The sequence below is a fragment of the Phyllobacterium brassicacearum genome, from assembly GCF_003010955.1.
Lineage (GTDB): Bacteria > Pseudomonadota > Alphaproteobacteria > Rhizobiales > Rhizobiaceae > Phyllobacterium > Phyllobacterium brassicacearum.
Genome location: NZ_PGGO01000037.1, coordinates 1 through 24,489 on the forward strand (window position 1 = coordinate 1; position 24,489 = coordinate 24,489).

Annotated in this window: 25 protein-coding genes, 1 tRNA gene and 1 pseudogene; 17 read left to right on the forward strand and 10 right to left on the reverse strand. The window is 56.1% G+C overall.

Annotated elements, in window-relative coordinates; translation table 11 throughout:
* The 4 genes and pseudogenes from CU102_RS26890 to CU102_RS26905 form a co-directional block, all read left to right on the forward strand.
* Window positions 1-143 (forward strand): annotated as a pseudogene (locus tag CU102_RS26890) (homoserine dehydrogenase); the annotation flags it as partial.
* Window positions 144-196: 53 nt separating this feature from the next.
* Entirely contained in the window at window positions 197-1,225 is a 1,029-nt protein-coding gene (gene pdhA, locus CU102_RS26895) for a pyruvate dehydrogenase (acetyl-transferring) E1 component subunit alpha (RefSeq protein WP_106714132.1), read from the forward strand.
* A gap of 2 nt (window positions 1,226-1,227) precedes the next feature.
* On the forward strand, window positions 1,228-2,226 hold the full coding sequence (locus tag CU102_RS26900) for an alpha-ketoacid dehydrogenase subunit beta (RefSeq protein WP_106714133.1): 999 nt from the start codon (window positions 1,228-1,230) through the stop codon (window positions 2,224-2,226).
* A gap of 3 nt (window positions 2,227-2,229) precedes the next feature.
* Window positions 2,230-3,513: an acetoin dehydrogenase dihydrolipoyllysine-residue acetyltransferase subunit gene (locus tag CU102_RS26905; RefSeq protein WP_106714134.1), complete on the forward strand. Its 1,284-nt coding sequence runs from the start codon at window positions 2,230-2,232 to the stop codon at window positions 3,511-3,513.
* Here the strand turns inward: CU102_RS26905 and CU102_RS26910 are convergent.
* The gene (locus CU102_RS26910) at window positions 3,473-4,132 is read right to left on the reverse strand and encodes a hypothetical protein (protein WP_106714135.1); all 660 of its coding nucleotides are present in this window, start codon (window positions 4,130-4,132) and stop codon (window positions 3,473-3,475) included. The two genes, CU102_RS26905 and CU102_RS26910, sit on opposite strands and share 41 nt — an antisense overlap.
* A gap of 172 nt (window positions 4,133-4,304) precedes the next feature.
* On the opposite strand from CU102_RS26910, the gene CU102_RS26915 reads away from it, so the two are divergent.
* Genes CU102_RS26915 through ptsP form a run of 5 tightly spaced genes read left to right on the forward strand, consistent with a single transcriptional unit; the run spans window position 4,305 to window position 9,017 of the window.
* The gene (locus CU102_RS26915) at window positions 4,305-4,739 is read left to right on the forward strand and encodes a transcriptional regulator GutM (RefSeq protein ID WP_106714152.1); all 435 of its coding nucleotides are present in this window, start codon (window positions 4,305-4,307) and stop codon (window positions 4,737-4,739) included.
* 42 nt (window positions 4,740-4,781) lie between these two features.
* On the forward strand, window positions 4,782-5,540 hold the full coding sequence (srlA, locus tag CU102_RS26920; RefSeq protein WP_106714136.1) for a PTS glucitol/sorbitol transporter subunit IIC: 759 nt from the start codon (window positions 4,782-4,784) through the stop codon (window positions 5,538-5,540).
* A gap of 22 nt (window positions 5,541-5,562) precedes the next feature.
* Entirely contained in the window at window positions 5,563-6,579 is a 1,017-nt protein-coding gene (srlE, locus tag CU102_RS26925) for a PTS glucitol/sorbitol transporter subunit IIB (protein ID WP_106714137.1), read from the forward strand.
* 33 nt (window positions 6,580-6,612) lie between these two features.
* On the forward strand, window positions 6,613-6,990 hold the full coding sequence (locus CU102_RS26930; protein ID WP_106714138.1) for a PTS glucitol/sorbitol transporter subunit IIA: 378 nt from the start codon (window positions 6,613-6,615) through the stop codon (window positions 6,988-6,990).
* Window positions 6,991-7,031: 41 nt separating this feature from the next.
* The gene (gene ptsP, locus CU102_RS26935; protein ID WP_106714139.1) at window positions 7,032-9,017 is read left to right on the forward strand and encodes a phosphoenolpyruvate--protein phosphotransferase; all 1,986 of its coding nucleotides are present in this window, start codon (window positions 7,032-7,034) and stop codon (window positions 9,015-9,017) included.
* On the opposite strand, the gene CU102_RS26940 is transcribed toward ptsP, so the two are convergent.
* Window positions 9,005-9,760 (reverse strand): hypothetical protein, encoded by a 756-nt coding sequence (locus CU102_RS26940; protein ID WP_106714140.1) that lies wholly within the window; start codon window positions 9,758-9,760, stop codon window positions 9,005-9,007. The genes ptsP and CU102_RS26940 overlap by 13 nt on opposite strands.
* Window positions 9,761-9,910: 150 nt before the next feature.
* On the opposite strand from CU102_RS26940, the gene CU102_RS26945 reads away from it, so the two are divergent.
* Window positions 9,911-10,939 carry a sugar-binding transcriptional regulator gene (locus tag CU102_RS26945; protein WP_245425591.1) on the forward strand — a complete coding sequence of 343 codons (1,029 nt, stop codon included), beginning with the start codon at window positions 9,911-9,913 and terminating at the stop codon, window positions 10,937-10,939.
* Window positions 10,940-11,081: 142 nt separating this feature from the next.
* Window positions 11,082-11,158, forward strand: a tRNA-Ile gene (locus CU102_RS26950).
* A 131-nt stretch (window positions 11,159-11,289) separates the two neighbouring features.
* Here the strand turns inward: CU102_RS26950 and CU102_RS26955 are convergent.
* Complete coding sequence (locus CU102_RS26955) at window positions 11,290-11,694, reverse strand: GFA family protein (protein WP_106714142.1); 405 nt, start codon at window positions 11,692-11,694, stop codon at window positions 11,290-11,292.
* Between the two features lie 366 nt (window positions 11,695-12,060).
* Between CU102_RS26955 and CU102_RS26960 the strand changes: the two genes are divergently transcribed.
* Together CU102_RS26960 and CU102_RS26965 are read left to right on the forward strand one after the other, a co-directional pair.
* Window positions 12,061-12,534, forward strand: a complete 474-nt coding sequence (locus tag CU102_RS26960; protein ID WP_106714143.1) for a DUF992 domain-containing protein — start codon at window positions 12,061-12,063, stop codon at window positions 12,532-12,534.
* A gap of 273 nt (window positions 12,535-12,807) precedes the next feature.
* Window positions 12,808-13,194 carry a hypothetical protein gene (locus CU102_RS26965; protein WP_133624415.1) on the forward strand — a complete coding sequence of 129 codons (387 nt, stop codon included), beginning with the start codon at window positions 12,808-12,810 and terminating at the stop codon, window positions 13,192-13,194.
* 53 nt (window positions 13,195-13,247) lie between these two features.
* Here the strand turns inward: CU102_RS26965 and CU102_RS30015 are convergent, their stop codons facing one another.
* The 4 genes from CU102_RS30015 to CU102_RS26980 all read right to left on the reverse strand — a co-directional run bounded on the left by CU102_RS30015 (window position 13,248) and on the right by CU102_RS26980 (window position 18,308).
* Window positions 13,248-13,388, reverse strand: coding sequence for a hypothetical protein (locus CU102_RS30015; RefSeq protein WP_166648327.1), 141 nt, complete (start codon window positions 13,386-13,388; stop codon window positions 13,248-13,250).
* Between the two features lie 121 nt (window positions 13,389-13,509).
* The gene (locus tag CU102_RS26970) at window positions 13,510-13,908 is read right to left on the reverse strand and encodes a hypothetical protein (RefSeq protein WP_106714145.1); all 399 of its coding nucleotides are present in this window, start codon (window positions 13,906-13,908) and stop codon (window positions 13,510-13,512) included.
* 119 nt (window positions 13,909-14,027) lie between these two features.
* Window positions 14,028-15,344, reverse strand: coding sequence for a PAS domain S-box protein (locus tag CU102_RS26975; protein WP_245425593.1), 1,317 nt, complete (start codon window positions 15,342-15,344; stop codon window positions 14,028-14,030).
* 831 nt (window positions 15,345-16,175) lie between these two features.
* Window positions 16,176-18,308, reverse strand: coding sequence for a sensor histidine kinase (locus tag CU102_RS26980; RefSeq protein WP_245425594.1), 2,133 nt, complete (start codon window positions 18,306-18,308; stop codon window positions 16,176-16,178).
* A 228-nt stretch (window positions 18,309-18,536) separates the two neighbouring features.
* Between CU102_RS26980 and CU102_RS26985 the strand changes: the two genes are divergently transcribed.
* On the forward strand, window positions 18,537-19,043 hold the full coding sequence (locus CU102_RS26985; protein ID WP_106714148.1) for a peptide deformylase: 507 nt from the start codon (window positions 18,537-18,539) through the stop codon (window positions 19,041-19,043).
* Window positions 19,044-19,052: 9 nt separating this feature from the next.
* On the opposite strand, the gene CU102_RS26990 is transcribed toward CU102_RS26985, so the two are convergent.
* Window positions 19,053-19,547, reverse strand: coding sequence for a cupin domain-containing protein (locus tag CU102_RS26990; RefSeq protein ID WP_106714149.1), 495 nt, complete (start codon window positions 19,545-19,547; stop codon window positions 19,053-19,055).
* Window positions 19,548-19,746: 199 nt separating this feature from the next.
* On the opposite strand from CU102_RS26990, the gene CU102_RS26995 reads away from it, so the two are divergent.
* The 3 genes from CU102_RS26995 (at window position 19,747) to CU102_RS27005 (ending at window position 24,039) form a co-directional block, all read left to right on the forward strand.
* On the forward strand, window positions 19,747-21,141 hold the full coding sequence (locus CU102_RS26995; RefSeq protein WP_166648326.1) for a sensor domain-containing diguanylate cyclase: 1,395 nt from the start codon (window positions 19,747-19,749) through the stop codon (window positions 21,139-21,141).
* 112 nt (window positions 21,142-21,253) lie between these two features.
* Entirely contained in the window at window positions 21,254-22,054 is an 801-nt protein-coding gene (locus CU102_RS27000; RefSeq protein WP_106714153.1) for an inositol monophosphatase family protein, read from the forward strand.
* A 149-nt stretch (window positions 22,055-22,203) separates the two neighbouring features.
* Window positions 22,204-24,039 (forward strand): acyl-CoA thioesterase, encoded by a 1,836-nt coding sequence (locus CU102_RS27005; RefSeq protein WP_245425596.1) that lies wholly within the window; start codon window positions 22,204-22,206, stop codon window positions 24,037-24,039.
* Between the two features lie 58 nt (window positions 24,040-24,097).
* On the opposite strand, the gene CU102_RS27010 is transcribed toward CU102_RS27005, so the two are convergent.
* Window positions 24,098-24,403, reverse strand: coding sequence for an EAL domain-containing protein (locus CU102_RS27010; RefSeq protein WP_425351609.1), 306 nt, complete (start codon window positions 24,401-24,403; stop codon window positions 24,098-24,100).
* On the reverse strand, window positions 24,385-24,489 hold a 105-nt coding region (locus CU102_RS27015; protein WP_146146483.1), incomplete at its 5' end, for a transposase domain-containing protein. The genes CU102_RS27010 and CU102_RS27015, both read right to left, overlap by 19 nt.

The window sequence follows — 24,489 nt, forward strand, 5'->3', positions numbered from 1 at the left end:
CCTGTGGCCTTTTGCAGGGCGGCAGCGTCACCGCCCCGATCAAGAAGGGCGAACTGATCACCAGCGCCAATGCCGCCCCCGCGCAAGGCTCGAAGATCGTCGAACTCAGGGCTCGCCAGGACAAGCTGGTTTATGGAGCGTGAAGGGCAGCACGCGACAGATACCATACCATGGCAACCAGACAGGGAGAGGCAAGATGGCTTCCGCCAGTAGTTCAAATGCCAAGTTGAAGGATGGCAGTAATTGGCCCTTCGCATTCCGGCAGTACCCGCCGGAACAGCTGAAGGATGCGCTGCGCAAGATGTACCTCATCCGCCGGTTCGAAGAGGGGGCGGAGGAGTCATACGCCCGTGGCCTCATTCACGGCACGATGCATCTGTCGATCGGTCAGGAAGCAAGTGCCGTGGGTATTTCCCTACCTCTCAGCGAGGACGACATGATCACCTCGACCCATCGCGGTCACGGCCATTGTATCGCCAAGGGTGCGGAAGTCTCGAAGATGTTTGCAGAGTTCTTCGGCAAGGAGACGGGTTATTGCAAGGGACGCGGAGGTTCGATGCACATCGCCGATGTCTCCAAGGGCAATCTTGGCGCCAATGGCATCGTAGGCGGCGGTATACCAATCGCCGTCGGAGCGGCACTCTCCGCCAAGAAGCAGAAGAACGGCAAGGTCGTCGTCTCCTATTTCGGCGATGGCGCCAACAATGAAGGTGCCTTCCACGAGGCACTTAACATGGCGTCTGTCTGGAAACTACCAGTGGTTTTCGTGTGCGAAAACAATGGTTATGGCATGTCTACTTCAACCAAGCGATCAACGGCCGTGGCGAATGTCGCTGATCGGGCCAGCGCCTACAATATGCCGGGCGTGATCGTCGATGGAAATAATTTGTCGGACGTCGCCGAAGCTTCGCATGAGGCAGTTGAACGGGCACGCCGGGGTGAAGGGCCGACGCTGATCGAGTGCAAGACCTACAGGCATCGTGGCCATTCCAAGAGCGATCGCAATCGCTATCGCACCAAGGAAGAAATCGAGGACTGGATCACCAAGCGCGATCCCATCCATCTGTTCGAGGACCAGATGAAGGAACTCGGATTCGTCAGCGAGGCGGATATTGCTGCCATTCGCGCGGACGCCGAAAAGGAAATCGTCGAAGCCATCGAATTCGCCAAGAACAGCCCATCGCCCGATCTAAACAATTTGACACGCGACGTTTACACGGACTGACCATGAACGAGATGATCCGCGAGCTGAGCTATTCGCAGGCGATCCAGGAAGCCATGGCTATTGCCATGGAGGCCGATGATCGCGTGTTCCTTATGGGCGAGGACATCGGCGTCTATGGCGGTGCCTTTCAGGTAACCGGGGACCTCGTGCACCGTTTCGGAGAGGACCGGGTGATGGACACTCCGATCTCGGAACTCGGTGGTGCTGGCGTTGCCGTCGGCGCGGCACTGACAGGCATGCGCCCTATCTTCGAGTTCCAATTTTCGGATTTTGCCGCGCTTGCGATGGAACAGATTGTCAATCAGGCTGCAAAAATCCGTTACATGCTTGGCGGTGCGGTGTCGGTACCGTTGGTCATGCGGTTTCCCGCTGGTTCCGGCACTGGCGCTGCAGCTCAGCACAGCCAGAGTCTTGAAGCGTGGTTCGGTCACGTACCTGGCCTGAAGGTTATCCAGCCGTCGACGCCGTATGATGCCAAGGGCATGTTGCTCGCAGCCATCGAAGACCCGGATCCCGTCATGATTTTCGAGCACAAGCTGCTCTACAAGATGAAGGGTCACGTTCCGGAAGGGCATTATACCGTGCCGATCGGCAAGGCTGCCGTGGTGCGCGAAGGCTCGGACCTGACCATCGTTGCTTCCGCGATCATGGTTCACAAGGCGCTGGAAGCGGCACAGGAGCTGGCCAAAGAAGGGATCAACGTCGAAGTCGTCGACCTGCGTACCGTACGTCCGATGGACAAGGAAACCATCATCGCCAGTGTCAAAAAGACGTCGAAGCTGATGTGCGTCTATGAAGGCGTGAAGACGCTCGGCATCGGGGCGGAAGTCAGCGCCATGATTGCCGAAAGCGAGGCATTCGACTATCTCGACGCGCCAATTATTCGCCTGGGCGGCGCGGAGACGCCAATACCCTACAACCCGGAGCTCGAGAAGGCCGCCGTGCCGCAAGTGCCGGGTATTCTCAAGAGCGCTCGCGATCTCGTTAAAGGGATACGTTAAGCCATGCCCGTCGAGGTGATTCTTCCCAAAGTCGACATGGATATGGAAAGCGGCCAGATCTCGCGCTGGTACGCCAAGGATGGCGACAGCGTTTCCAAAGGGCAGTTGCTTTTCGAGATCGAGACGGACAAGGCGGCCATGGAAGTGGACGCGCCATCCTCCGGCATCTTGCGCGATGTGACGGCGCAGGAGGGCACAACTGTCCCTGTAGGTCAGGCAGTCGCCTGGATATATGCTGATGGTGAGGCCTACAACGCAGCCGCGCCAGCCAAGACTGTCGTGGCACAGGCAGTTGTCGTCGACGAGACAAAACCTGCGCTCGAGCAGGTCGAGCCTGTGCCGGAGAAGCCAACGCAAGTTATGACCGATGGCGTTCGTGCAACTCCCTTGGCCCGGCGTATCGCCCGGGATGCCGGTATTGATCTCGCCTCCCTTAAGGGATCAGGCCCAAAGGGCCGCATCCAGAAGAAGGACGTCGAAGCCACGATCGCCAAACCAATCGCACCGGTGCGATCTTCGCCCCCTCTTCATGCCGTCTGGTTGCGTGAGGGCAAAGATGGCCGAGTACCGCTTGTGTTAATCCATGGTTTCGGATCCGACCTCAATAGCTGGCGGCCAATGCTGGGCGGACCAACGATGGGCAGTCCGATCCTCGCTATCGACCTGCCGGGGCATGGTGGTTCCACACGGAGTATTCCGGATGATCTCGATGGAATCGCCAGCCTCGTGGAACAAACCATAGCTGCGTATCACGCCGGACCAATCATACTGGTCGGACACTCGTTCGGCGGTGCTATTGCAGCGTGTGTTGCGGCACGCACGACCCTCGATATCCGTGCCCTAGCTTTGATTGCTCCTGCCGGACTTGGTCCCGAAATCAACGGCGCGTTTCTGTCGGGTTTTGTCCGTGCCCGCACCGAGGCCAGCCTCGTTGCCTGGATGAAACAGCTGGTGCAGGATGAAGGTCTGTTGACCAAGCCGTTCATCAAGGTGACGCTGGCACAATCGCAAGATGTGGCCTTGCGTGACGCGCAGCAAATCATTGCCGATCGCTTCTTTGCGGATGGGACCCAGACATTTGATATCCGGCCAAGTCTTGGCAATCTGGCGATACCAGTCCGCGTCATTTTCGGTGCTGCAGACCGTGTAATCCCGGCGGTCCATGCAGGGGGACTGCCGGGCGACGTTGCGGTCCACGTCTTTGCCGGCACCGGGCATATGCCGCAGCTCGAGCAGCGCGAGAAGATTATGCGGATTCTGGGCGAGATGATCCGGTCGGTAGCTTAGCGCCCGCGGCTTTGGAGGAAACTATCGCCCGCTGAATAGCGTCGCGGGCGGAAGCCAGATTGGGCATGATCCAATTAGGCTCGGCGCCAAGGAACTTGTCGAGAAATGCGATTGCGTAACCGGGCATTTCGCGGACATTTTCGCGGTAGGACCACCAGGTGCGCAGATCATCGGCGCATTTATCAACTTCGGGCGCGGTGCCAAATTCCTGTTCGCAGATCGCCGCGATCGCCCCAACACAATAATTGGTGTAGAGGAAACCTTCGGGCCAGAAGGCTATGATGTCCTGCATCCTGGAGGTCTTGGCATCGCTGGACTTGGGCTTGCTCCGCAGCTTCGCCGGCGCCTCGGAGATCAACTCCTTGAGCACAAGACCTGCAGCGAAAATGATAAAGTCTTTTCGGTCGATCCGGGCGTAGGATTTCTGCTTTTCGACGGTCTCGATCCAATTGAGAAATGCCCGTGTCAGCTTGGTTTCATCGATGGCGAAATGATAGCCATAATGCTCCGCTATAAGCGCCGCATTCTTGCGAAAAGCCATGCGAAACCAACGGAGTTGGCGCAGCCGATGCCGCAAATCCGGCATGTGGACCAAGTCGTCGCTGAACAGAAAATCCATGCCTTCTCACCTTCGTTTTCAATGTATCACGTCATACGCTTTCACGCACCATAAGCCAAGTTTTCAATGCTTCAAGAAATCATACATATTGACATTACAAAAAACAAATGTTCTATATTTTTTCGTTCGATCATAGCATATGTTGACGATCGGGTGTTGGGAGGTTGAAGACATGGCGATGTGGCAATGGGGATTGCTTGCCCTCGGATTTCTATGGGCGCTGCAATCACTGGGTGTCTGGTTCCAGATGCGCCACTACAGCGACGTGATGAAGGGCATCACTTCCAAATACAATGATGGTTTCGTCGGCGCGGGCAATGTTCGCGGTCGTCTTGGCAAGGGAGTGATTGTTCTCATCGTTGTCACGCCGGATCTCATTATTCAGCGGTTTCTGGTCATGAGTGGCCGGTCAGTCTTTGCAAAATTCAAGCGGCGCATGGAGTTCGAAGGCATCTCGCTCAATGCATTGCGTACAAATCCGGTCATGGCCGGTGTGGAGGAGCCAGCACTGGCCAAGGCGGCGGAGCGGGCGATTGAACAAATAGACAGGGCCAGGGCAGAACCCAGGAAGCCGGGTCTATCGGGAATTAAGACAGTTAACGCATAGGGACGGCCGTTTCGAAGGGGCGGTCGATTAGGAGGAGGGAACATGTCAATTCTAACAATGTTGGCTCAGCACGCCGACATCGCCGCGCACCATATTTCTGTAGCCGGATCGATGGTCTCGGATGCTGCGCTTCATGGAAGGCACGTCATCGATCATGCGGGCAACGATCTGGTCGTGCTTGCGCAGTCGACCGGCGATATTTCCGTTGAAGAATTCAAGGACAAGCTGAAGAACGTCCAACAGGAAGAACAGCTTGGCTGGCTGACCAGCATGGGCAAGTACTTTATCGGTATTTTCCAGAAGGGTGGCGAGGTCTTCGCGGGTTTCGTTACGGGTATCATTCCGACACTTGTCGTGTTGATGACAGCATTCTATGCGTTGACGGAACTCGTCGGCGAAGAACGCGTGCATGGTATTGCCCGTGGAGCCGGGCGTATCGCTCTGACGCGCTACACGGTGCTGCCTGTGCTTGCAGTGTTCTTCCTGACCAATCCAATGGCGTATACCTTCGGATCATTCCTCGAGGAAAAGTACAAGCCGGCCTTCTATGATGCAGCCGTTTCCTACGTACACCCGCCACTCGGCCTGTTTCCGCACATCAACCCCGGCGAATATTTCGTTTGGGGCGGTATTCTCGTCGCGCTTCTCGAACTTGAGAAAAAGGGCGCTGTTCCCGCCGGCTACCACATCAACGTTGCCATCTGGTATGCGCTTGTTGGTCTGGTCGTCATCCTCCTCAAAGGCATGCTGACCGAGCGCATTACTGCCATCATGGCGCGCCGTCAGGGTGTCGAGCTTTAATTCGGGGCGGGGAGCAGTAACAATGTCAAAGACCTATAAAGCAGTCAAAATCTCCAGAGGCTCGAATGGCTGGGGCGGCCCGCTCGTTGTGCAACTGACACCACAACGCAACAAGGTGGTCTCGGTCACCGGTGGCGGAATTCATCCGGTTGCGCGCCGCATCGCTGAACTCACCGGGGGTGAGGCCGTCGATGGCTTCAAGGCGCCGCCGGTGGAAGGCGAAATGGGCGTTGTGGTCGTCGATTGCGGCGGTACAGCCCGTTGCGGCGTCTATCCGCGCAAGCGCATTCCAACCGTCAACCTGACGCCGGTCGGACAGGCAGGTCCACTTGCCCAATTCATTACCGAAGATATCTACGTCTCGGGCGTGAAAGAAGGCAATATCGAGCTTGCCGATGGATCGCAGCCCGCCGCTGTTGCCGGCGCAGCGTCGCCGCCCACCCCGGCGGAACTTGCCGCATCGATGTCCAGCCGCACTTCCGCAACTTCGGATTCAAGTGAGGGCGGGCTCATCGGTCTGATCAGCTCGGTTGGCCGCGTCATGGGCCGCGTTGTCGGCATATTCTTCAACGCCGGCCGCCGCACCATCGACCAGGTCGTCCGCAACGTCCTGCCATTTATGGCGTTCGTGACGATGCTCATCGGCTTCATTCTCTATACCGGGATTGGCGATGTTCTGGCCCAGCCGATGGGGCCCCTCGCCAATAATATTGTTGGTTTGCTGATCATTTCTGCGATCTGTGGCCTGCCATTCCTGTCTCCGATCCTGGGACCAGGCGCGGTCATTGCACAGGTCATCGGTGTCGCGATCATCGGCCCGCAGATCGCCAATGGCACGATTTCGCCTGCAATGGCACTGCCGGCACTGTTTGCCTATAATACCCAAGTGGGTTGCGACTTCGTTCCAGTTGGTCTCGCGCTCGGTGAAGCCAAGCCAAAGACCATCGAGATCGGTGTTCCTGCAGTGTTGATCAGTCGTCAGATCATGGGTCCGATCTCCGTGCTGATTGCTTGGGTCGTCAGCCTGATCGTATTTTGATTGAAGCACAAGAAGTAGAAGAGGTCCGCCATCATGTCAGTCCTGTTAAAGACACGGGTAACAGCCGTTGGGCCTGAAGTGGCGGACCTGGCAGAGGGAGGCGTAGTCATCCTTTTCGCGGATGGCGCACCGCCCGAACTTGCGGAAGTTTCGATCCTGCACAGCGTCGAAGGCAAACCGTCCGAGATGACGCCGCCCTTGGGATCGGCGATTCAAATCGGTGACGTGTCGGCCAAGATTACTGGCATCGGTGAGTACGCATGGCAGAAAGTCAGGGATATCGGACACGTGGTCATCACGTTCAACGGCTCGGAAACGGTTGAACGGCCCGGTGAAATTTGCGCCTCGGAGATCGACACCGAGGACCTGGTGTCGGCCCTGAAGGTCGGAACGACGATCACCATCGGGTGATTGTCTGACCGGAAAACACAGTGAACTGAAGAGAGAACTGAATGGAACGCTCGACCATTGTGCGAGTGCATGACGGATTGCATGCACGGCCAGCCACCCGATTTGTCAAACTCGCAAAAAGTTTCGAGTCGGACATCGAGCTTGTCAAGGCAGACAGGTCTGTCAACGCAAAGAGTTCGGTCAAGTTGATGCTGCTCGGCGTCAAGGAGAATGATGAAATCACGGTTCGTGCGACGGGTGCCGATGCGATCGAGGCTGTGGAAGCGCTGATCGGTTATCTCGAAAATCCCAACTCCGGAATTCTGGAAGATGGCGCGGCAGAAGCAGCAAAGCCTGCCGAGAAGAAGGTCCCTTTGGGCCCGGAATCAAGCAGCGTCGGGCCAGGTTCCGCTGGCAAGTTAAGAGGTGTGCCGGCAAGCGAAGGCGTTGCGATTGGCCTGGCCTTCGGCTTTTTCCCGGCCGAAATCAAACATGAGAACCGGCTGCTCAATGGGGACGAGATTCCAGGAGAAGTGGCGCGGCTGAAGCAGGCATTCGCCGCAGTGCAGGACCGGATGGATAAATCGCTTGCAGCAACGAATCTGGCGGAAAGTGATCGCGGCATCATTGCCGCGCTCAAGGACATTGCCGGTGACGACGAACTGACCGGCGCGGTTGCAGCACTTGTCGACGGTGGTATCGATGCGGTATCGGCGGTCATCGGAGCGACATCAAAGATCGCCGCCGATTTCGCATCGATGGACGACCCTTATCTCAATGCGCGCGCCGATGACGTCAATGCCGTCGGGCGCCAGATCTGCCTTGCGCTGCTCGGTCAGGACGACGCCAACCTTGATGCCATTCCGGCAGGTGCGATCCTTATTGCTGAGGATATCGGCGCCTGGGATCTGGCTCGTGCTCCGCTGAAACGCATTGCCGGTGTCATTTGCGGTCATGGCGGCGCCACGTCGCACGTCGCTATCATTGCCCGTGCGCATGGTATTCCCGCCGTTCTTGGCGTTGGCCGTTCTGTGCAGGATTTGCAGCACGTCAACACTGTTGCGCTCGACGGCAACAGCGGCGATATCTTTCCCGAACCAGACCAGGCCACGGCTGATCGCTTCCACAAGCAGATCGGCAAGGCGGAATCCGATAAGCAGGCGCTGAAGGCCTACAGGGACGTAACGCCCAAACGCGCCGATGGTACGGTTATCGAGATTGCTGCCAATCTGGGTTCGCTGGAAGAAATCGAAGCGGCTCAGGATGCTGGGGCCATGGGCGTCGGACTATTTCGCACCGAACTCCTGTTCATGCGGCACATCCATCTTCCTTCGGAGGATCTGCAGGCCGAAACCTATGCCACACTGGCGAAGGCCTTCGCACCCTATCCGGTGATCGTCCGCACGCTTGACATCGGCGGCGACAAGCCGATTTCCGGTATTGATTTCCCCGCCGAGGAAAATCCGTTCCTTGGCTGGCGCGGCATCCGTATGTGTCTGGATCGCCCGGATGTATTCAAGCCGCAGCTTCGCGCACTGCTGCGCGCGGCGACACACGGCAATATCAAAGTGATGCTGCCCATGGTTTCTGGTCTTGACGAAGTTCGTGCGGCGCGCGTCCTCATCGAGGAGTGTGCGGACGAGCTCAAACGAGAGGGCAAGGCTTATGCTGCGTTCGATCTTGGCGTCATGGTCGAGACGCCAGCAGCAGTGATGATCGCGCCAATGCTTGCCCGGGAGGTAGCATTTTTCTCAATCGGCACTAACGATCTGACCCAATACATCATGGCTGCCGACCGGCTCAATCCCACGGTCGCCAAGCTCAATGATGTGACGCACCCCGCTGTGATGGCTGCAATCGAACTGACGGCCAAGGCGGGTGTCGAGGCGGGCATCATGGTCGGCATGTGCGGCGAAGCGGCCGGCCGTCCAGATCTGATCCCCTCTTTTGTCAAGATGGGCCTGACGGAGCTCAGCATGAGCCCTTCATCAATCCCGCGTGCCAAAAAGTGCGTACTTGACCTGGAAACTGCGTCTCAGGGCAGGTGAGGGATCAGGAAAGCAAAAAGGTCGGACAAGGCCCGGATGCGATTCGGCGCTTCGATAGCTTCTTCGAACCTTTCCTGCCCGGCCTGCAACGCCAGAAGGGCGCTTTCGACCAGCTTCTCTTCGCCCGGCTCGTGGTCCGCATAGGTCGCAAGTCCGATCGCAAGTGCGATCGAGGAGAAGCACAGGGACACTGTGGCCTTGTCCGGTTGCACCTCGTGATGCGCGGGCAATGGCCACGGCTCGGATCGGTAATGCGACTGCAACTCGCACGCAAGGATTGCGGAGGTTGTTGCGATATCATTCAGCTCGCGGTCTTTCATCGCGGCCTGCAATTGTGCTCCATGGCTGCGAATCATCGTCGCATGAACAGCGGAGAAGGTGGCTTCATGGATCAGCGCATTGTCGGCCCCCAGGACGCTCAACAAACGTTTCGTCAAATAATAAACATCGCGCCGGAAGGGCCCTTCGCCCTCGCTACTATCGGTTGGGAAGTAGGTATCGAGACTTCGGGCTTCGATTGTCGTCGTATGCGCATCCGGATCCTGCGAAACCAACGAGATCGAAATGGTTTCGGCAGTCGTCAAAGCCCTATCCACTGCCCGTGCCGCCTTGCCAAACAGGATATCCGGCAAACTCTGCGGGGCCGGTTCAACGGGCTGACGGTTCGCCCTGATCAGGTGGCGGACGTCGCGCAACCGGTCCTTCAGGTTGACGACGATCTCGTTGGAAATATCCCGGATCATATGACTAACCTCTGCTCGCAAGTGGATAAGACTTTGTATCTGTTTTTCATGGCTTGCTAAACAACATTCTGGTGGAGTGTACTGCGTATAATGCATTGTTGCCGGCGTCGCCGCTGCAACGCAAACAATAACGATGATAGGGGGAGACGATTGGCCGATCGACGCAAGCGAACGAATGGTACGACGAACAGCCTCCAAAAAACACCTCTGGAGGTTGGGCAGCCTGACACGAAGATCAGCCGGATGCGCATGCGCGCCGCCTGGATGTACTATATCGAACAAATGACTCAGAACGAGATTGCCGAGATACTTGGTGTTGGACGTGTGACGATCGTGCGCATGCTGGCCGAAGCGCGGGCTCGCAACGAAGTCAAGATCGGAATTCAGGGCTATCTTTCCGATCTTGTTGCGCTGGAGCGGCAGGTCGAACAGCAGTTCGGCCTCGACAAGGTAATCGTCGCGCCGCTGTCCCATCCGGACAATGATCCTATTCCGGCGATCGCTGCGGCAACTGGCGATTATCTTTCCAGCGTGGTCAGTAACGGCATGCGCGTCGGCGTCGGCTGGGGGCGAACGTTGCTCAACACGCTATCCTATCTCGAAGCACGGGCGCTCGAGAACTTTACCGTCATTTCTCTATTGGGCGGGATCAGCCAGCCACGCCGATTCAATCCGGCCGAATTCGCCTGGCAATTTGCCCAGTTGTTCCAGGGCGATGGGTACCTCATTCCGGCCCCCGCCATGGTCGACAGTATCGAAACAAAGACCGCTCTGATCGAGCGCTGCGGCCTGAAGAGCGTGTTTGAAATGGCCGAAGATCTCGATCTCGTTCTTCTCAGTGTCGGAGCGATCGAGACTGCGTCGAGCACGCCTTATCATATCGGCTTTCTCAATGAGGGGCATCAAGCCTCCCTGGCTGAACGCGGCGCGGTCGGCGATCTTCTGTTTCATTTCTATAACAAGCAGGGCCAACTGGTCGATCATCCCATCCACGATCTGGTCATGTCTGTTGGTATCGACACGGTGCAGCGGGTACCGGCGCGGGTGCTGACCTCCGGCGGCAAGGAAAAGATCATGGCCCTTTATGGGGCGATGACGCTTGTCCGCCCGACGGTCTTCATCACCGACGAGGAAAGCGCCCGGCGGTTGCTTGTTCTAGCGGAACAGGAGAAAGGCTAATCTTTCCCGGTGTTGGCGTTTTTGGTAGAAAATCAAAACAAGAGGGCAGGTAGACCAAGTCAGGGATTGCATTCGCGATTTTTCCCGTTATTGATCGCGAGCAGATTCACAAGGCAGTTGTCTGTGCATCTGAATTCAGGTGGGGCCTGTAGCTCAATTGGTTAGAGCCGGCGGCTCATAACCGCTTGGTTGGGGGTTCGAGTCCCTCCGGGCCCACCAATAATTTCAATGGCGTGGCGAGAAATCGCTTAGAATTTTGCTTTGACAGCAATATTAGGGCAGCGTTCGGAGCAACAACGCACGAACTTCCAGCGCCTTAAGCCAAATTCCCGGGATTCCGCTGCACCTGGCTAGGTGGGGTCCTTTTCATATGCCTTTATTCCTGGCGGTAGCTGAACCCAGGAATGTCTTCGACAGTCATAGACGGAATCTTGTGGTGGAGGAAAATTTGGATCAGCGAAAGCACCGACCGCAACAGCCACCCATGATTGTTCGTAACCTTCTTCAGTGTGAAACACATTCGTACCGCAGACAGGGCAGAACCGGAATTTGAACTTGGCTCCTTGGTCACCCACGCGAATATACTCGGTCGCAGTGCCAAATACCTTATACGGTGCGGCAAAGCCGGCAAGAGCTGCAAAGACGCTCCCCGTGCGACGCTGACAGGCGAGGCAGTGGCAAACGCCAACGCCATCCGGTTCCCCCTGAACCTCAATACACAACTGACCGCAAGAACATGAAGCTAGTCGACGCATGGTGCACCTCGCCGGATGTTGTTGTTGAGCCGCTCCTCCCGGCCATTCTGGTCCAAGTTATGCCTCCATGGAGCTCTTGAAAAGCATTGCTGGCAGCGCTGTCGATCCGTTCAAGTATCGAACCATTCATTGCGGACAGTCCTTACACAGCTTGGGGGTTACAAAGTGTGCGACCCGGAGCGTTGTTACAGTTAAGTACTTGCGCTCGCAGATCCGGAAAACATGATCGCAACATGGCGTCGCAACACGATATATGGTCCGCGACTGACCAATCCTGTCGCATGTTGTCGAACCCTCCGCGTGAGAATTGACGGCCTTGAAGTCTTTATGTTCGCAGACTGACCCTTCAGATCAAAGGAGACAACGATGAATTTCTTTCGGAAGACATGTCTTGGTTGCTTGGTTGCAATCGTTCCCCTTGGCGCAAATGCTGCGGAGACGCTCCAGATCGGCACGTTGTCGTGCGATGTGTCCAAGGGCATAGGCATGTTTGTAGTCGAGAAGCAGACAATGTCGTGCGTCTTTAGGCAAACCAGCGGGGGCAATACCGACAAATACGCTGGTTCCATTGATCAGTATGGGGTTGCGCTCGGCGAAACCGCGGCAGGACACCTGATATGGAGCGTTGTGGCCGCCACTGGCGCTCCTCCCGCAGGGGCGCTGGCCGGAACGTACGCCGGCGTCGGCGCAAATGCTTCGGTTGGGGTCGGCGCGGGAGCAAACGTTCTGGTTGGCGGCACGGGCAAGGCGTTTTCCTTACAACCCATATCCGTCGAGGGCCAGGAGGGCATAAACATCGCGGGCGGCGTGACGACAGTCACCCTGACCTCGGCACCCTGAGGTCTGGAGCATCCAGGCAGCACGTCTCCGATCCGCATCGGCCGGGGCGCGCACCCGCTAGTCTGTTGCATGAGACATTGCGATAGCAGGCTGCAGTGTTAACAAGAGCGATTTCGCCAAGTCCCGGGGATATGCATCCTGATCGACCTCATTAACGAAGCACGCCTCTAACGTGGGATGTCGAGATCGACGGGCGTGAGGCCACTCTTCGGTCTCCATCTTTTGTTCAATTGCTTTGCGCCTGCAAATTCTGAAATAGCAGGTGAGGTGAAAGTGGCATACAATGCCAACCTCAAGGGAATCGGGCAAAGGTTCAATATGGCAGATACACCTGACATCTCTGAAAACTGGACGGCGCTGACCAACTACGTCGAGTATTTTTGGGGCAAGCGGGATCAGCAACAACTATATCGCTTTGAGGCCGATGTTTCGTTTCGAAGTGACAGGGATGTCGATCAACGAACATACGTCTACATTGATTTTCATGATGGCGCTGTCTCGCCAGTGCGGTTTGCAGAAAAAGGTGAACTCAATCCGGTGTTCGTTCACACCGAATTCCGGCCGACGAACACTGCCATCAAGTTTGAAGATGGCGAACTGCATATTGTCGGAAAATCGCCGAAAGTCGGCCGATATGTCGTACGAATCTTGGCGGTGTAGCCACGCTGCCGCTAGTTATAAGGTGACGCAGGCATAACTGCGCCACGGTCATTCTAGTTGGACTGGTCCAGAGCGTGGGGTGAGGGCTGTCCAGGTCGGTCGGCATCATTTGTGGGGTTGCTCGTCAAGAAGACGGCGGCGATGGCCAGTACCGCAATGATCGCCGTTACCAGAATTGTTGTGCGTCCCTGCATGATCTCGCTCCGTGCTCCAGAAGGGCTCTGGGTAAACACGGTCCGCGGCGGAATTGTTCCGCATGGAGTCAACGGTCCCTCAAGCCGCCGCGTCAGTGGACGATGCGCAGCGCCGGCAGATTCACGCTTGCCTTGCTTGATGAACGCTTACGGATTCCTTCGAAAATATCACCACAGCAAAGACCAGCACACCGGCAAATGTTATCAGCGAAGCTATGCCAAGCAGCGGCTCCAACTGCGGATTGCCAAGTTCCATCAGATAAAGAGCTGGAAGCATGATGACGAGGCCAAATGTATAGACGGCGTAATGGATCATCGCCAGCCGTTTCTGTGCCTTCACCGGATTGAGGGCATAGTAGCCGCCGAATATCGCACTCGTGACCCAGCCCAGGAGATTGACGTGGGCATGGGTTGCGATTGTCGTATGGTTTCCTGACATTCCCATTTGCAGGCCAATCGCCAAGCCAATGATCAGCCATATGACTGCCGTTCTGAAAAACAGCTGAGAAATCTGTGGCATTGCGGTTCCCCTCCGAACTCATTCTAAGCATGTCGCTGAGAATACACGCACCTATGGTGTCTTTCCAGCATGGGACACTAAGCAGAAATGGTGAGTTGAAAAATGCGTTGGCTTAATCGTTATGCCAGCGGCACCGCTATATTTTCCATTGGCGCACGCACTGTCCAGACGATGCGGTTGGGGCTGGTTCCCAAAATGCCTTCTCCCCCGAGTGACAAAGGAGTAACGCGCTCGAGGACTGTCTTGCCAAAGCCTTGCTTGCGGCCGAGTTTTACCGGCGGTCCCCCGGACTCTGTCCAGGCAAGGTAAAAACTCCGTCCCTCTTCGCCGACATGCCAATCGACGGTGATATTGCCACACTCTGCCGAGAATACCCCATATTTGGCCGAGTTCGTTGCGAGTTCGTGGAATGCTATCCCAAGATACTGAACGGCGTTAGGCTGAAGCACAATGGGAGGTCCCGTCAGCGTGATACTGGCTTCGTTTCCGAATGGCTTGATTTGGGCAAGGATTAGTTCAGAAATGGTCGCTCCACGCCACTCGGCGTGCACTAGAAGATCGTGGGACCGGGCGAGAGCCATGATTCTTTCGCGAATCTGCTGTTCGAACTCTGCCGTGTTGCTCGTGCGGTTGCTCGTTTCACGGATCATGGAAAGGATCACGGCATACTGGTTCTTCACCCGATGGTTCACCTCGCGCATTAGCATCAGTATGCGTTCCTCGGTCTCCTTCTTATCGGTGATGTCGCGCGCGATCTTCGAGGCACCGATGACGCGGCCCGCCGAGTTTTTCACCGGAGAGACTGTCAGCGAGACGTGAATGCGAGAGCCATCCTTGCGCAGCCGTATCGTTTCATAATGGTCGATCCGTTCGCCCGCGCGGATACGTTCGACAATGCCCGGCTCCTCATTCGACCGATCGAACGGAATCAGGACAGTTATCGGGCGGCCGATTATTTCGTCCGCGGCATACCCGAAAATTCGCTCGGCTCCCTTGTTCCAGCTTTTAATCGTACCGGTAAGGTCTTTGCTTATGATGGCATCGTCCGACGATTCCACAATCGCAGCGAGGCGCTGTGCGGATTCTTCTTCCTCAGTTTGGCTGGTAACGTCGAGAAGCATATTGAGTGCGCCGACAATCTCGCCAAGTCTGTTGCGCAGCAAAACGGGGTAGGGAAGAAAGGTCACGCGGCTGCCATCAGGGCGCTCGGCGATTGCCTCCAACCCGCGCACCTCCTGCTTCTCGCGCAAAGTTATGGCCATGGGGCATTCGTCGTGCCGCATGGGTGTTCCATCCGGCCAGTATAGTTTCCATGATCCGCACCACTCATCCTCGCCGATCTTCGGTTCGCGCCCCCAAAGTTCAGCTGCTGCTTTGTTATAAAAAGTAATGATTCCTGAAGTGTCCGTTGTGTAGACGGCTGCCGGCAACGACATGATTATCGAGTCACGGCTGAAACTATCCATGTCATGTAAAGCTGCAAGTGGGGGAGCGAATTTGCTTTGCGGAACGTCCACAATTTTTCCTGGTTCAGGTGCAGTTCTTTCCATGTGAATTCTAGAATCAAGGCCTGTTGTTTACAATGGAGTTCGGATTCTACCGATCTTCACGTCTAAACCGCAGAGATGGAACTTGGTTCCATCGATACATCATCATCGGCAAGCCTATACCAATGTTCTGTTCTGTCCGAGCATTTGCAACGTCTGCCAGTGCGATGACAGATTGCCTGGCTCCAAAATGGCTGAACACATGGTTGCAGACGATGGTGGCTTATAGTTGCTCCGCACACGAATGTGGGCTGATTTCACGGAGAAATCAGCCCACACCATCCCTCGGCGTATCACGTCAGATACGTGATATCCTTGAAAATCTATCTATCGTCGAGTTTAAACCCGACCGTCAAACCGCAAAGACGACAGCTGCAACCGCCAGCGCGCCAAACAAAATCATAGAGCATGTCATCCAGTTGGAGATATCGCCATTTTCTTTCGTATGCCGCATCATCGCCTGTATCCTCCTGAGCGTAACCGGATGGGGACCGGTGCGTTCTCAAAAATCCATGAACACCCGCCGTTGACTTGAGCTGCCAGCGATCTTTCAAATTGTGGTGATCAAGTTCTGCTGCCGGAACGCGTGGAAGGCTTAGTACCACCATCCCGATTTCAGCTGAGGGGACTATAGCACTTTCAGCTTAGTCTCTCAATTTGTCCGACATACACCGCTCATCACATTTTGATATGGAATGAAAGGAAAGCGATACTTCCACGTTAGCTGGCGATTGCGTCCACGAGCATTGGAAATACCATGCGGACCATGGCGCCGCGGCCGCCGTGGAAGCCCTCCGGAGCGTCGAGCATCTCGAGATGACCGCCATGATCCTCGACGATTTTTTTGACGATGGCGAGGCCAAGGCCGGTGCCTTTTTCGCGTGTGGTTACATAGGGTTCAAGCAGCTGATGCCGATTTTCGCCGGGCAATCCCTTGCCATTGTCGAGCACATCGACAACCACGGATGAATCGGCGCTTGCCGCCCGGACCAGGATATGGCCCTTGTCGATCGCCCCAGCCTGAATTGCCGTTTCTATGGACTCCGACGCATTCTTGATAATGTTACCGAATGCTTGACCGAGTAGCCGGTTGTCGAAGTTACCGATGAGCGGTTCGCCGGCAAAGTCATGTTCGAACGTGATCTGGGAATTACTGATCTCGATCAGAAAGGATGCATCGCGCAAGACGTCACGGATGTCGGTTGCAGCCAGTTGTGGCTTGGGCATCCGGGCGAATTCAGAGAACTCGTCGACCATGCGGCCTATGTCGCCGACCTGGCGGATGATTGTCTCGGTGCACTGGTCGAAGACCTCACGGTCCTCGACGATGACTTTGCCATAGCGGCGGCGAATGCGCTCGGCGGAGAGCTGAATCGGAGTCAACGGATTCTTGATTTCATGGGCGATGCGTCGAGCGACATCCGCCCAGGCGGACGAGCGATGAGCAGCTACCAGATCGGTGATATCGTCGACAGTGACGACATAGGAAGTGTTCTTGGTGTCGGCGTCTTCCCGGGTGATCTGGACATTGAACGAGCGCACTATACCCCCGTGTGTAATGTTGATCTGCTTGCGGCTGGACGAGCGGCCGTTTTCGCGTGCCGCCTCGAATACGGAGCCGATCTCGGGCGAGAGTTGAACAAGCGTCTTGCCAATTGCCTGCTCACTATTGATTGCGAGCATCGACTCGGCTGGCCGGTTCAGGCCGGCAATGTGCCCTTGCGCATTGACGCTGATCACGCCTGCGGTGACCCCCGACAAGACTGCCTCGGTAAACCGCCTGCGCTCATCGATCTCGTCCTTTGCGGAGATCAGATCGCTGTGCTGGGTTTTCAACTGCTCGACCATGTTGTTGAACGTATGAGCCAGCGAGCCAATGTCACCGTCGGAACCCCGGACTGGCACCGACACGTTAAAATTGCCCGTGGCAACGTCCTCTGCGGCACCGATCAGCAAGCGAATAGGCTGAACGACCCGATTGGCAACCGCTATGCCGGTCCACACGGCGGTAAGCAAAAGCAATAGCGTCAACTCGATATAGAGCAGCGCGTAGGCAATCTGTGTATTGGAGCGATTGCTTGCCAGCGCCTGATACTCGATGTTGTTATCGTTCATGACGCGCATGTTATCCAGCGCCGAAGAATCAACCGCGCGGATCGTGTAGAGATACAAATCCGGCAGGGCCTGGGTCTTGATCACTGCACCGACTAGATTGGTAGCGCCGGGCGGTATCAGTACGGGTTTGTCGCCTGCAGCCCCCTTCAATGCCTCCAGGGGGACAGCGGGAAGCGTATGGTCGTTAAACAGCTGCGCACGGACGACAACTTCTCCGGTTGATTTCACGAGTGACGCACCGAGCAGGTTATTGCGTCCGGCATCATAGGTCAGCCAATCCGAGAAGGCGCCTCGGTCAAGACTGTAGAGCATCCGGCGTTGATCAAGATCGATCACCATGGAAAGCGTCGTCGTCAAAAGGCTCTGCGCGTTGTCCTCAGTATAGGATTGCGCTGCCTTGATCGACATGTCGATGATCTGGTTGTTTTCCGGATTGATCCACGAATTCAATCGGTTATCTAGAACAATCAGCGAAAAAAGGGCGACGATGATTGAAGGGATCGACGCGATCAAAGCAAAGATGATCGTGATGTTGGTGTGCAGATCCCGGTTCTTGTCTTTGCTCTTGAACAGGAACAGTTTCCTGAGTGTCGCGTAAGACAGGTAAATCAGCACCAGGATCGAAACGGCGTTGGCGGCAATGATGATCTGCGTTATCTGCTGCGTCGGTGAGATATTGGTGATGCCCATCATGACGATGAACGAAACAATCGTCGTCGCCAGGACCAGGAGCGTCATGACCAACGCACCTCTTGGCAGAACCTGTTGTTTTATGTTGGCCTCGCTGGAGGACATCCATTTGCCTCGTTGGGGCACTCCACTTGTCCGGAGTGGACCGCATATTTCCCTAGTCGATTATCGGTCATCACGCTGCTTGTAAAGGAAGCTTGCGTTGCGGCCATGCTTTGCGGCAAGAGCTTTGGCTGACGTTGCCATCGTGCAACGCACAGCATTGGGAGCAGCTACTTGACCATCCGTACGATCTTGAGGTTTCCGCATCCCGCCCTGCGATCGCGTGCAGAGCTGATCACCGAATTCGGCGACGATCTGCAAATATTGGCCCAGGATCTGTTGGCCACCATGCGCGCGGCTCCTGGGATCGGGATTACTGCGCCGCATTTAGGTATACTCAAGTGTCTTGTCGTGATCGAGTTGGAACCGGGCAAGGATGCCCGGTTTTACGTAAATCCCGAGATCGAGTGGTCGTCGGGCGAGATGACACGGCATGAAGAAGGGAGCGTTTCCATGCCAGGTGTTTCCGAAGAGATAGAGCGGCCGTGCTCTGTCCGTGTCCGCTATCAGGATCTTTCGGGTGCCGTACAGACTGAGGAGGCGAATGGATTGCTGTCGATCTGCCTGCAGCATGAAATCGATCAACTGGATGGATTGTTCTGGATATATCGCTTGTCGAAACTAAAGCGCGACCGGCTGATCAAACGCTTTGACAAGTTGCAACGCATGTCGAACGGGTAGGGTCGCCATTCAACGGTGAATGGGATCCTTCCACAAGACACCCTCGGGCTTCTCCACCGGCTCGATATCAAGATTGACGACCACCGGTTCCTGACCGGAACGCACGACAACGCATTCCAGGGCTTGATCCGGGCTGGCATTGATCTCTTGGTGCGGCACAAAGGGAGGTACAAAAATGAAATCGCCCGGTCCGGCTTCGGCAACATATTCCAGCTTCTCGCCCCAGCGCATGCGTGCCCGGCCCTTCACCACATAGATAATGCTTTCCAGGTCACCATGGTGGTGCGCGCCGGTCTTCGCATTGGCGCGAATGACCACTGTCCCGGCCCAGATTTTCTCGGCGCCTGCACGAGCGCGATCGATCGCGGCCGCACGGTTCATACCCGGTGTCTGAGCCGTATTCGGATCAAGTGAATCACCGGGAATTATTTTGACACCATGCTCACGCCAGTCGATCGGACCGCCATGGGAGTTTGCGTCGCTTTGGTGGTGCTCGTCCGACAAGAAGGCCGCCTCCTGATTGGGAATAACAGGGTCAATGTAGTGATCATCGGAGCATCGCGCCAGATCAGGTCAGCACCGGCTTGCTTCGTGACGAATAATTAACCTCAGCTCAGAGTATTTATCTTGACGATTTAGCTCTTCGCTCGCCAATGTAATTATGCTGCGGTGCGATCCTTCCGCGGTTGACGGAAGGCGGGTGATGCCAATCAGTAAATCGCGACAGTCACCATTCGATACCCGGAATGAGCGCGGTGCCGACCGTCTGCTGCAGATCGAAGCAGTGTATGACAAGGTTCCTGTCGGTTTGTGCTATCTCAATCGCAATGGCACGTTCGTCACCATTAATGATCAGCTTTCACGTATGCTTGGTGTTGCAAGTGAAAGGGCGGTTGGTCAGCAGGTTGAGGATATTGTGCCAGATCATGCACATCTGCTGCGAGATAGCCTTAAGGCCGCGTTGGCTGGCGCTCCGATTCCCGATCAGGAGATCCGCCGCGCCGAGGAAACCTTCATGGTTTCAGCCGCGTCCGTGACAAATGATCTGGGCGAGACTACCGGTATCTCGGTGGCCTATACCAATATCTCGAACGTAAAAAGGATTGCGCACAAGCTGCAGGAGACGGAGCAGCGAACGACCTATGCGCTCGAAAGCGCTGGGCAATGGATATGGGATCTTAACATTGCGACTATGCGTGTCTGGCGTTCACCCCAGTACAGGATACTCCTTGGTCTCGATCCAAACGGAGCCGACAGCGAAAGCGTTGCCTGGGATATCGTTCATCCCGACGACAAAGCTCGCGCGATTCAAGCGTTTGAAGATGCTGTTAGCGGCCGCACGCCGTACTTTGAAGCAGTCTACCGTGTTCCGCGTGGCAATGGCGGGCATGCCTGGATATTAAGCCGTGGCAAGATAGTCGAATACGGGCCAGACGGTGCACCGTTGCGGCTGCTCGCAACTAGTGTCGATATCAGCATGCAGAAACAAATCGAGGAACAGCTATCCACCACAGTTCAGCTCCGGCTCGAGTTGGAACAGAAACTCCTCGAAGCAAACCGCAAGTTGAAGAACCAGTCGGAACGCGATCATCTGACCAATCTGCCGAACCGCCGGAAGTTCAACCATCTGTTAAAGCGAGAGTTTGTCCGCGCCACCGAAAATGCTGACTCGCTGGCTATCCTGATGATCGATATCGATCATTTCAAAGCTTACAATGATTTCTACGGGCATCTGGCCGGGGACAAGTGCCTTGTGCAGGTCGGACGCGCCTTGAACAAGGTCATCAAGCAAAGCGGCGGCTCGATTGCCCGCTTCGGTGGTGAGGAGTTCGCAGCGCTGTTGTCCGGTGTCACCGCGGAACAAGCTTCGACAACCGCAATGCAGATGCTCGGCACTGTCACTGCAATGCAGCTAGAACATAGCGGGAGTCCGACCGGGGTAATATCTGTCAGCATCGGAATGGCCGTGTTCGGAGACGAAAACCGTGAGGCCATCACCGGGCCGGACGATGTTTTGAACTGTGCAGACAGCGCCCTCTACCAGTCGAAGCGCAACGGCCGTGGCCGTCTGAGCGTCTGGGGGGATTTTGCGAAGTAAGGCAATTTCAGTTGATATCGATCGTTGCTGTCATATTCGTGCTTACTACCGAACATAGTAAGGGCAGCGTTTGCGCTGGCCCATTGTATGCGCACAGATCAAGGAAACATTTATGACATCGCATGTCGCTGCCGACCTTCACGCTCGCTTTGCTCTGGCCCAGGAGGTCGCACGGGGCGCCGGAGCGGTGGCGTTGGCGCACTTCAACGCGCGCGAACAGCTTGTCATTGAGACCAAGGCCGACCCGCAGGATGTCGTCTCCGCTGCCGACCGCGAAGTCGAAGCGCTGATACGTGCGCGGATTGCGACTGCTTTTTCGAGTGATTCAGTCCTTGGCGAAGAATATGGTGTGAGTCCAGGTGCCTCCGATTACACTTGGGTGGTGGATCCGATCGACGGCACGAGTCCATTCCTGAATGGCATGCCGACGTGGTGCGTTTCAATTGCCGTCCTGCGGGGCGAAGAGATTGTCATCGGTGTTATTTATGTTCCCTGTGCTGACGAAACTTACGCGGCCGCTGCCGGTATGGGGGCGACATTGAATGGCAAAACTCTCAAACTGGATGCGACCCGCACTATTCGCAATGCCGTGACCGGTATTGGCGCCAATCATCACGTGAGCCCGGCGACCGTTGCCTCAATTATCGAAAAACTGCTCGATGCGGGCGGAAGTTTTATCCGCAACGGGTCTGGCGCCTTGATGCTTGCTTACGTCGCTGCGGGCCGTCTCGTGGGCTACTACGAACCCTATATGCATGCCTGGGACTGCATGGCAGGTTATTGTCTGGTCAAGGAAGCCGGAGGCTGGCACCATCCATTCCCGGTAACGGGCGATGGACTGACGAAAGGATCACCCGTACTCGCGGCTGCGACGGGCGCCGTCAGCGATCTGCGTCAGATCGCCGGGCTCTGACTTCTGCAACGCGGCAATACAGGGTCGAATGGGCAAGGCTGGAAGGACGCAAAAAAATATCGATTTCCTCCATCCGCCTGAAACGCAAATCATTGACTTATTTCAGCGAATAACATCGACTAAAGTACGATGCTGTAGGTCAGCGTATCTTGAAAAGCTGGGTAGTCATGACGGTCGTGCGAAATCTTTTGTGGGCGCCAACAATAGGCTTATCCTGGTTGTGGGGGCTGGGGTTCTTTTACTCGATCCATGTCACACTGACCTACGGCTGGCTCGGTTTCTTTGGCTTTGCGATCGCGAATGTCGGTGGGCTATGGCTTTTCGGCTATATCCTTGGCCGGACCAAACGTCCGCCCGACGAGATCATCAAGGACATTGAAGGGCGCTATGCGGGGGTATTCCTGCTGTTCCAAATGGCTGCACTGGTCGTGACGATTTTCGGTTTTGTCGCTTATCTCTGGCAGCCGATCGTTGGTGAAGGCTCGGGACTTGGCGTTGCATTGTTGCTTTTGTTCGCCTGCGCCATCGGCCATGCGCTTTCCTTGCAGCAACTGAAACTGCTGCACATTGTCTATACGGTCATAGGCGTTGCGGCCGGGATCGTGCTGCTTGTTGGCTTGCGACAGGCATCGGATTATCCGGGCGTTCCGCTTGAGCAATTCGACAGTCGCTTTTACGGCCTGATCATGCCGACCCTGGTCGGATTTCTGTTGGGGCCCTGGCTCGACATTCAGCACTGGCAGCGGGCCGTTACCATCAAGCGCGAAGGCGGCAATGTAGGTTTGGCGTATGGCGCAGGTGCGCTGCTCTTTTTCGGCTTTCTTTATCTCAATGCGCTGACGGCTTCGGCGGTTGGCCCTATCGGCAGCATTCTTTCCATAGACGGCTTGCCGAGCGCCCAAGGGGCGGTTTCAGCCGCAACCGTGCTTGCTGCAGAGAATGGTCAGGCATACCTTGCTGTCGCCTTTGTGATTTGGACCGTGATTGCGCTGGCCTCGACCGTCGACAGCTTCTATTGCGCCACGTCCTGGTTCCTCAAGGGCAAGCATCTGCGCAGCAACAGCCCGCTCCTCGCCCTGATCCCGGACGGCATTGCCTCATCGCCGCTCTGGCTCCTGATTGGTGCTGCGTGGGTTGCCTTCACTGCTGTACCGGCAAATTTCTCGCTCATGTACTTCATGATGCCATTTGCGACATTGTTTATCAGCGCATCAGCCAATCTGGTTTGTGAGGCGCTGGGGGCGAAGCCGAAATTCGACCCGGTTCTCAGTTTTATGATTGGGTGCGGTTCATCGCTGATATTTGTGATTGGCTATATCCAGCCCGTGCCGGGCTTCCTCTTCATTGCGCCTTTCATCGGCTTGATCGGCGCGTTGCCTGCAATCATCGAACTGGTAGGGCCACGGACAAAGGCCGTTCCTGTCGAGATCGTCGATCAGCCCATTCGCATGATGACGCCGTCGCCGCTTGCGGCGGTGTCTGGGACCGACGAAATTACGCCTTCGCATGGATTCGACGGCGAATGGTTTGTCATGCAGCTCGTGCCGACATATGACGATACGAACTCGGTCGGAAATGTCTATTTTGCCAATTACGTCCGTTGGGTAGGCAAGGCGCGCGAGTTGTTTTTCAATGTCTGCATGCCCGATTTTGATTTGGCGACCACGCGGTTCTATATCCTCACGCGTTCCTTCACCCATGATTACCGTCGCGAGTCGAAGGAGTTCGAGCAGATCACGGTCCGGATCAAGATCGCGCGGCATAACCGGAAGTTCGTGACCCTACAGCATGAAATCCACAGTGCTACCCAGGGGTTGCTGGGGCATGGCGAGCAATCGCTGATGTTCGTTGATAGGGAACACTACAATCCGCTCGATATTCCGGGTGAGGTGATCAAAGGCTTCCTGGCCTATTGGCCCAAGGATTCGCGGCTGTCGCCGAACCATCGCCCGAAGATCGAGGAAGTGGCGAAACGCCAGGCCTGATTGCCCCAGCGTTTCGTTCTGATCGCCCGGCAGAACGACGCTGTCTAAGAACTGGCTCCTAGCTTGCCACTTGATAGCGATCGCGGTCGAAGGCTAACAGTTCGAATGTCTTCTCAACTGGTTCGGCCGGGCTGAACAGGAACCCCTGGACCTGATCGCAACCTTCCTTCTGGAGGCAGGCGAGTTGCTCGCGTGTTTCGACACCCTCGGCGGTAATCTTCATGCCCATGCTGGCTCCCAGACCCATTACGGCACGGATAATCGCCAGGCTGCCTCTGTTATGGGGAAGATCGCGGACAAATGATTGGTCGATCTTGATCTTGGTAAGCGGGAAGCTGAGGCCGTTCAGGCGTTGTAGTTCCACGGCATGAGAGCATCGATTTTGCTATTTGGCCAGCCGTTGGCGATGCGCTCGAGGGTCTGTGTGAGCCATGCCAGAGGATCGACGTT

Bases quoted from the DNA above. Each gene is read 5' to 3' on its own strand.
- CU102_RS30015 (WP_166648327.1), bottom strand. From the start codon at position 13,388: ATGCAGGGACGCACAACAATTCTGGTAACGGCGATCATTGCGGTACTG.
- CU102_RS26930 (WP_106714138.1), top strand. From the start codon at position 6,613: ATGTCAGTCCTGTTAAAGACACGGGTAACAGCCGTTGGGCCTGAAGTG.
- CU102_RS27000 (WP_106714153.1), top strand. From the start codon at position 21,254: ATGACATCGCATGTCGCTGCCGACCTTCACGCTCGCTTTGCTCTGGCC.
- CU102_RS26940 (WP_106714140.1), bottom strand. From the start codon at position 9,760: ATGATCCGGGATATTTCCAACGAGATCGTCGTCAACCTGAAGGACCGG.
- CU102_RS26995 (WP_166648326.1), top strand. From the start codon at position 19,747: ATGCCAATCAGTAAATCGCGACAGTCACCATTCGATACCCGGAATGAG.
- CU102_RS26905 (WP_106714134.1), top strand. From the start codon at position 2,230: ATGCCCGTCGAGGTGATTCTTCCCAAAGTCGACATGGATATGGAAAGC.
- CU102_RS26970 (WP_106714145.1), bottom strand. From the start codon at position 13,908: ATGCCACAGATTTCTCAGCTGTTTTTCAGAACGGCAGTCATATGGCTG.
- CU102_RS26975 (WP_245425593.1), bottom strand. From the start codon at position 15,344: ATGTCGTTGCCGGCAGCCGTCTACACAACGGACACTTCAGGAATCATT.
- CU102_RS26900 (WP_106714133.1), top strand. From the start codon at position 1,228: ATGAACGAGATGATCCGCGAGCTGAGCTATTCGCAGGCGATCCAGGAA.
- CU102_RS26980 (WP_245425594.1), bottom strand. From the start codon at position 18,308: ATGACGCTCCTGGTCCTGGCGACGACGATTGTTTCGTTCATCGTCATG.
- CU102_RS26955 (WP_106714142.1), bottom strand. From the start codon at position 11,694: ATGCGTCGACTAGCTTCATGTTCTTGCGGTCAGTTGTGTATTGAGGTT.
- ptsP (WP_106714139.1), top strand. From the start codon at position 7,032: ATGGAACGCTCGACCATTGTGCGAGTGCATGACGGATTGCATGCACGG.
- srlA (WP_106714136.1), top strand. From the start codon at position 4,782: ATGTCAATTCTAACAATGTTGGCTCAGCACGCCGACATCGCCGCGCAC.
- srlE (WP_106714137.1), top strand. From the start codon at position 5,563: ATGTCAAAGACCTATAAAGCAGTCAAAATCTCCAGAGGCTCGAATGGC.
- CU102_RS26960 (WP_106714143.1), top strand. From the start codon at position 12,061: ATGAATTTCTTTCGGAAGACATGTCTTGGTTGCTTGGTTGCAATCGTT.
- pdhA (WP_106714132.1), top strand. From the start codon at position 197: ATGGCTTCCGCCAGTAGTTCAAATGCCAAGTTGAAGGATGGCAGTAAT.
- CU102_RS26910 (WP_106714135.1), bottom strand. From the start codon at position 4,132: ATGGATTTTCTGTTCAGCGACGACTTGGTCCACATGCCGGATTTGCGG.
- CU102_RS26915 (WP_106714152.1), top strand. From the start codon at position 4,305: ATGGCGATGTGGCAATGGGGATTGCTTGCCCTCGGATTTCTATGGGCG.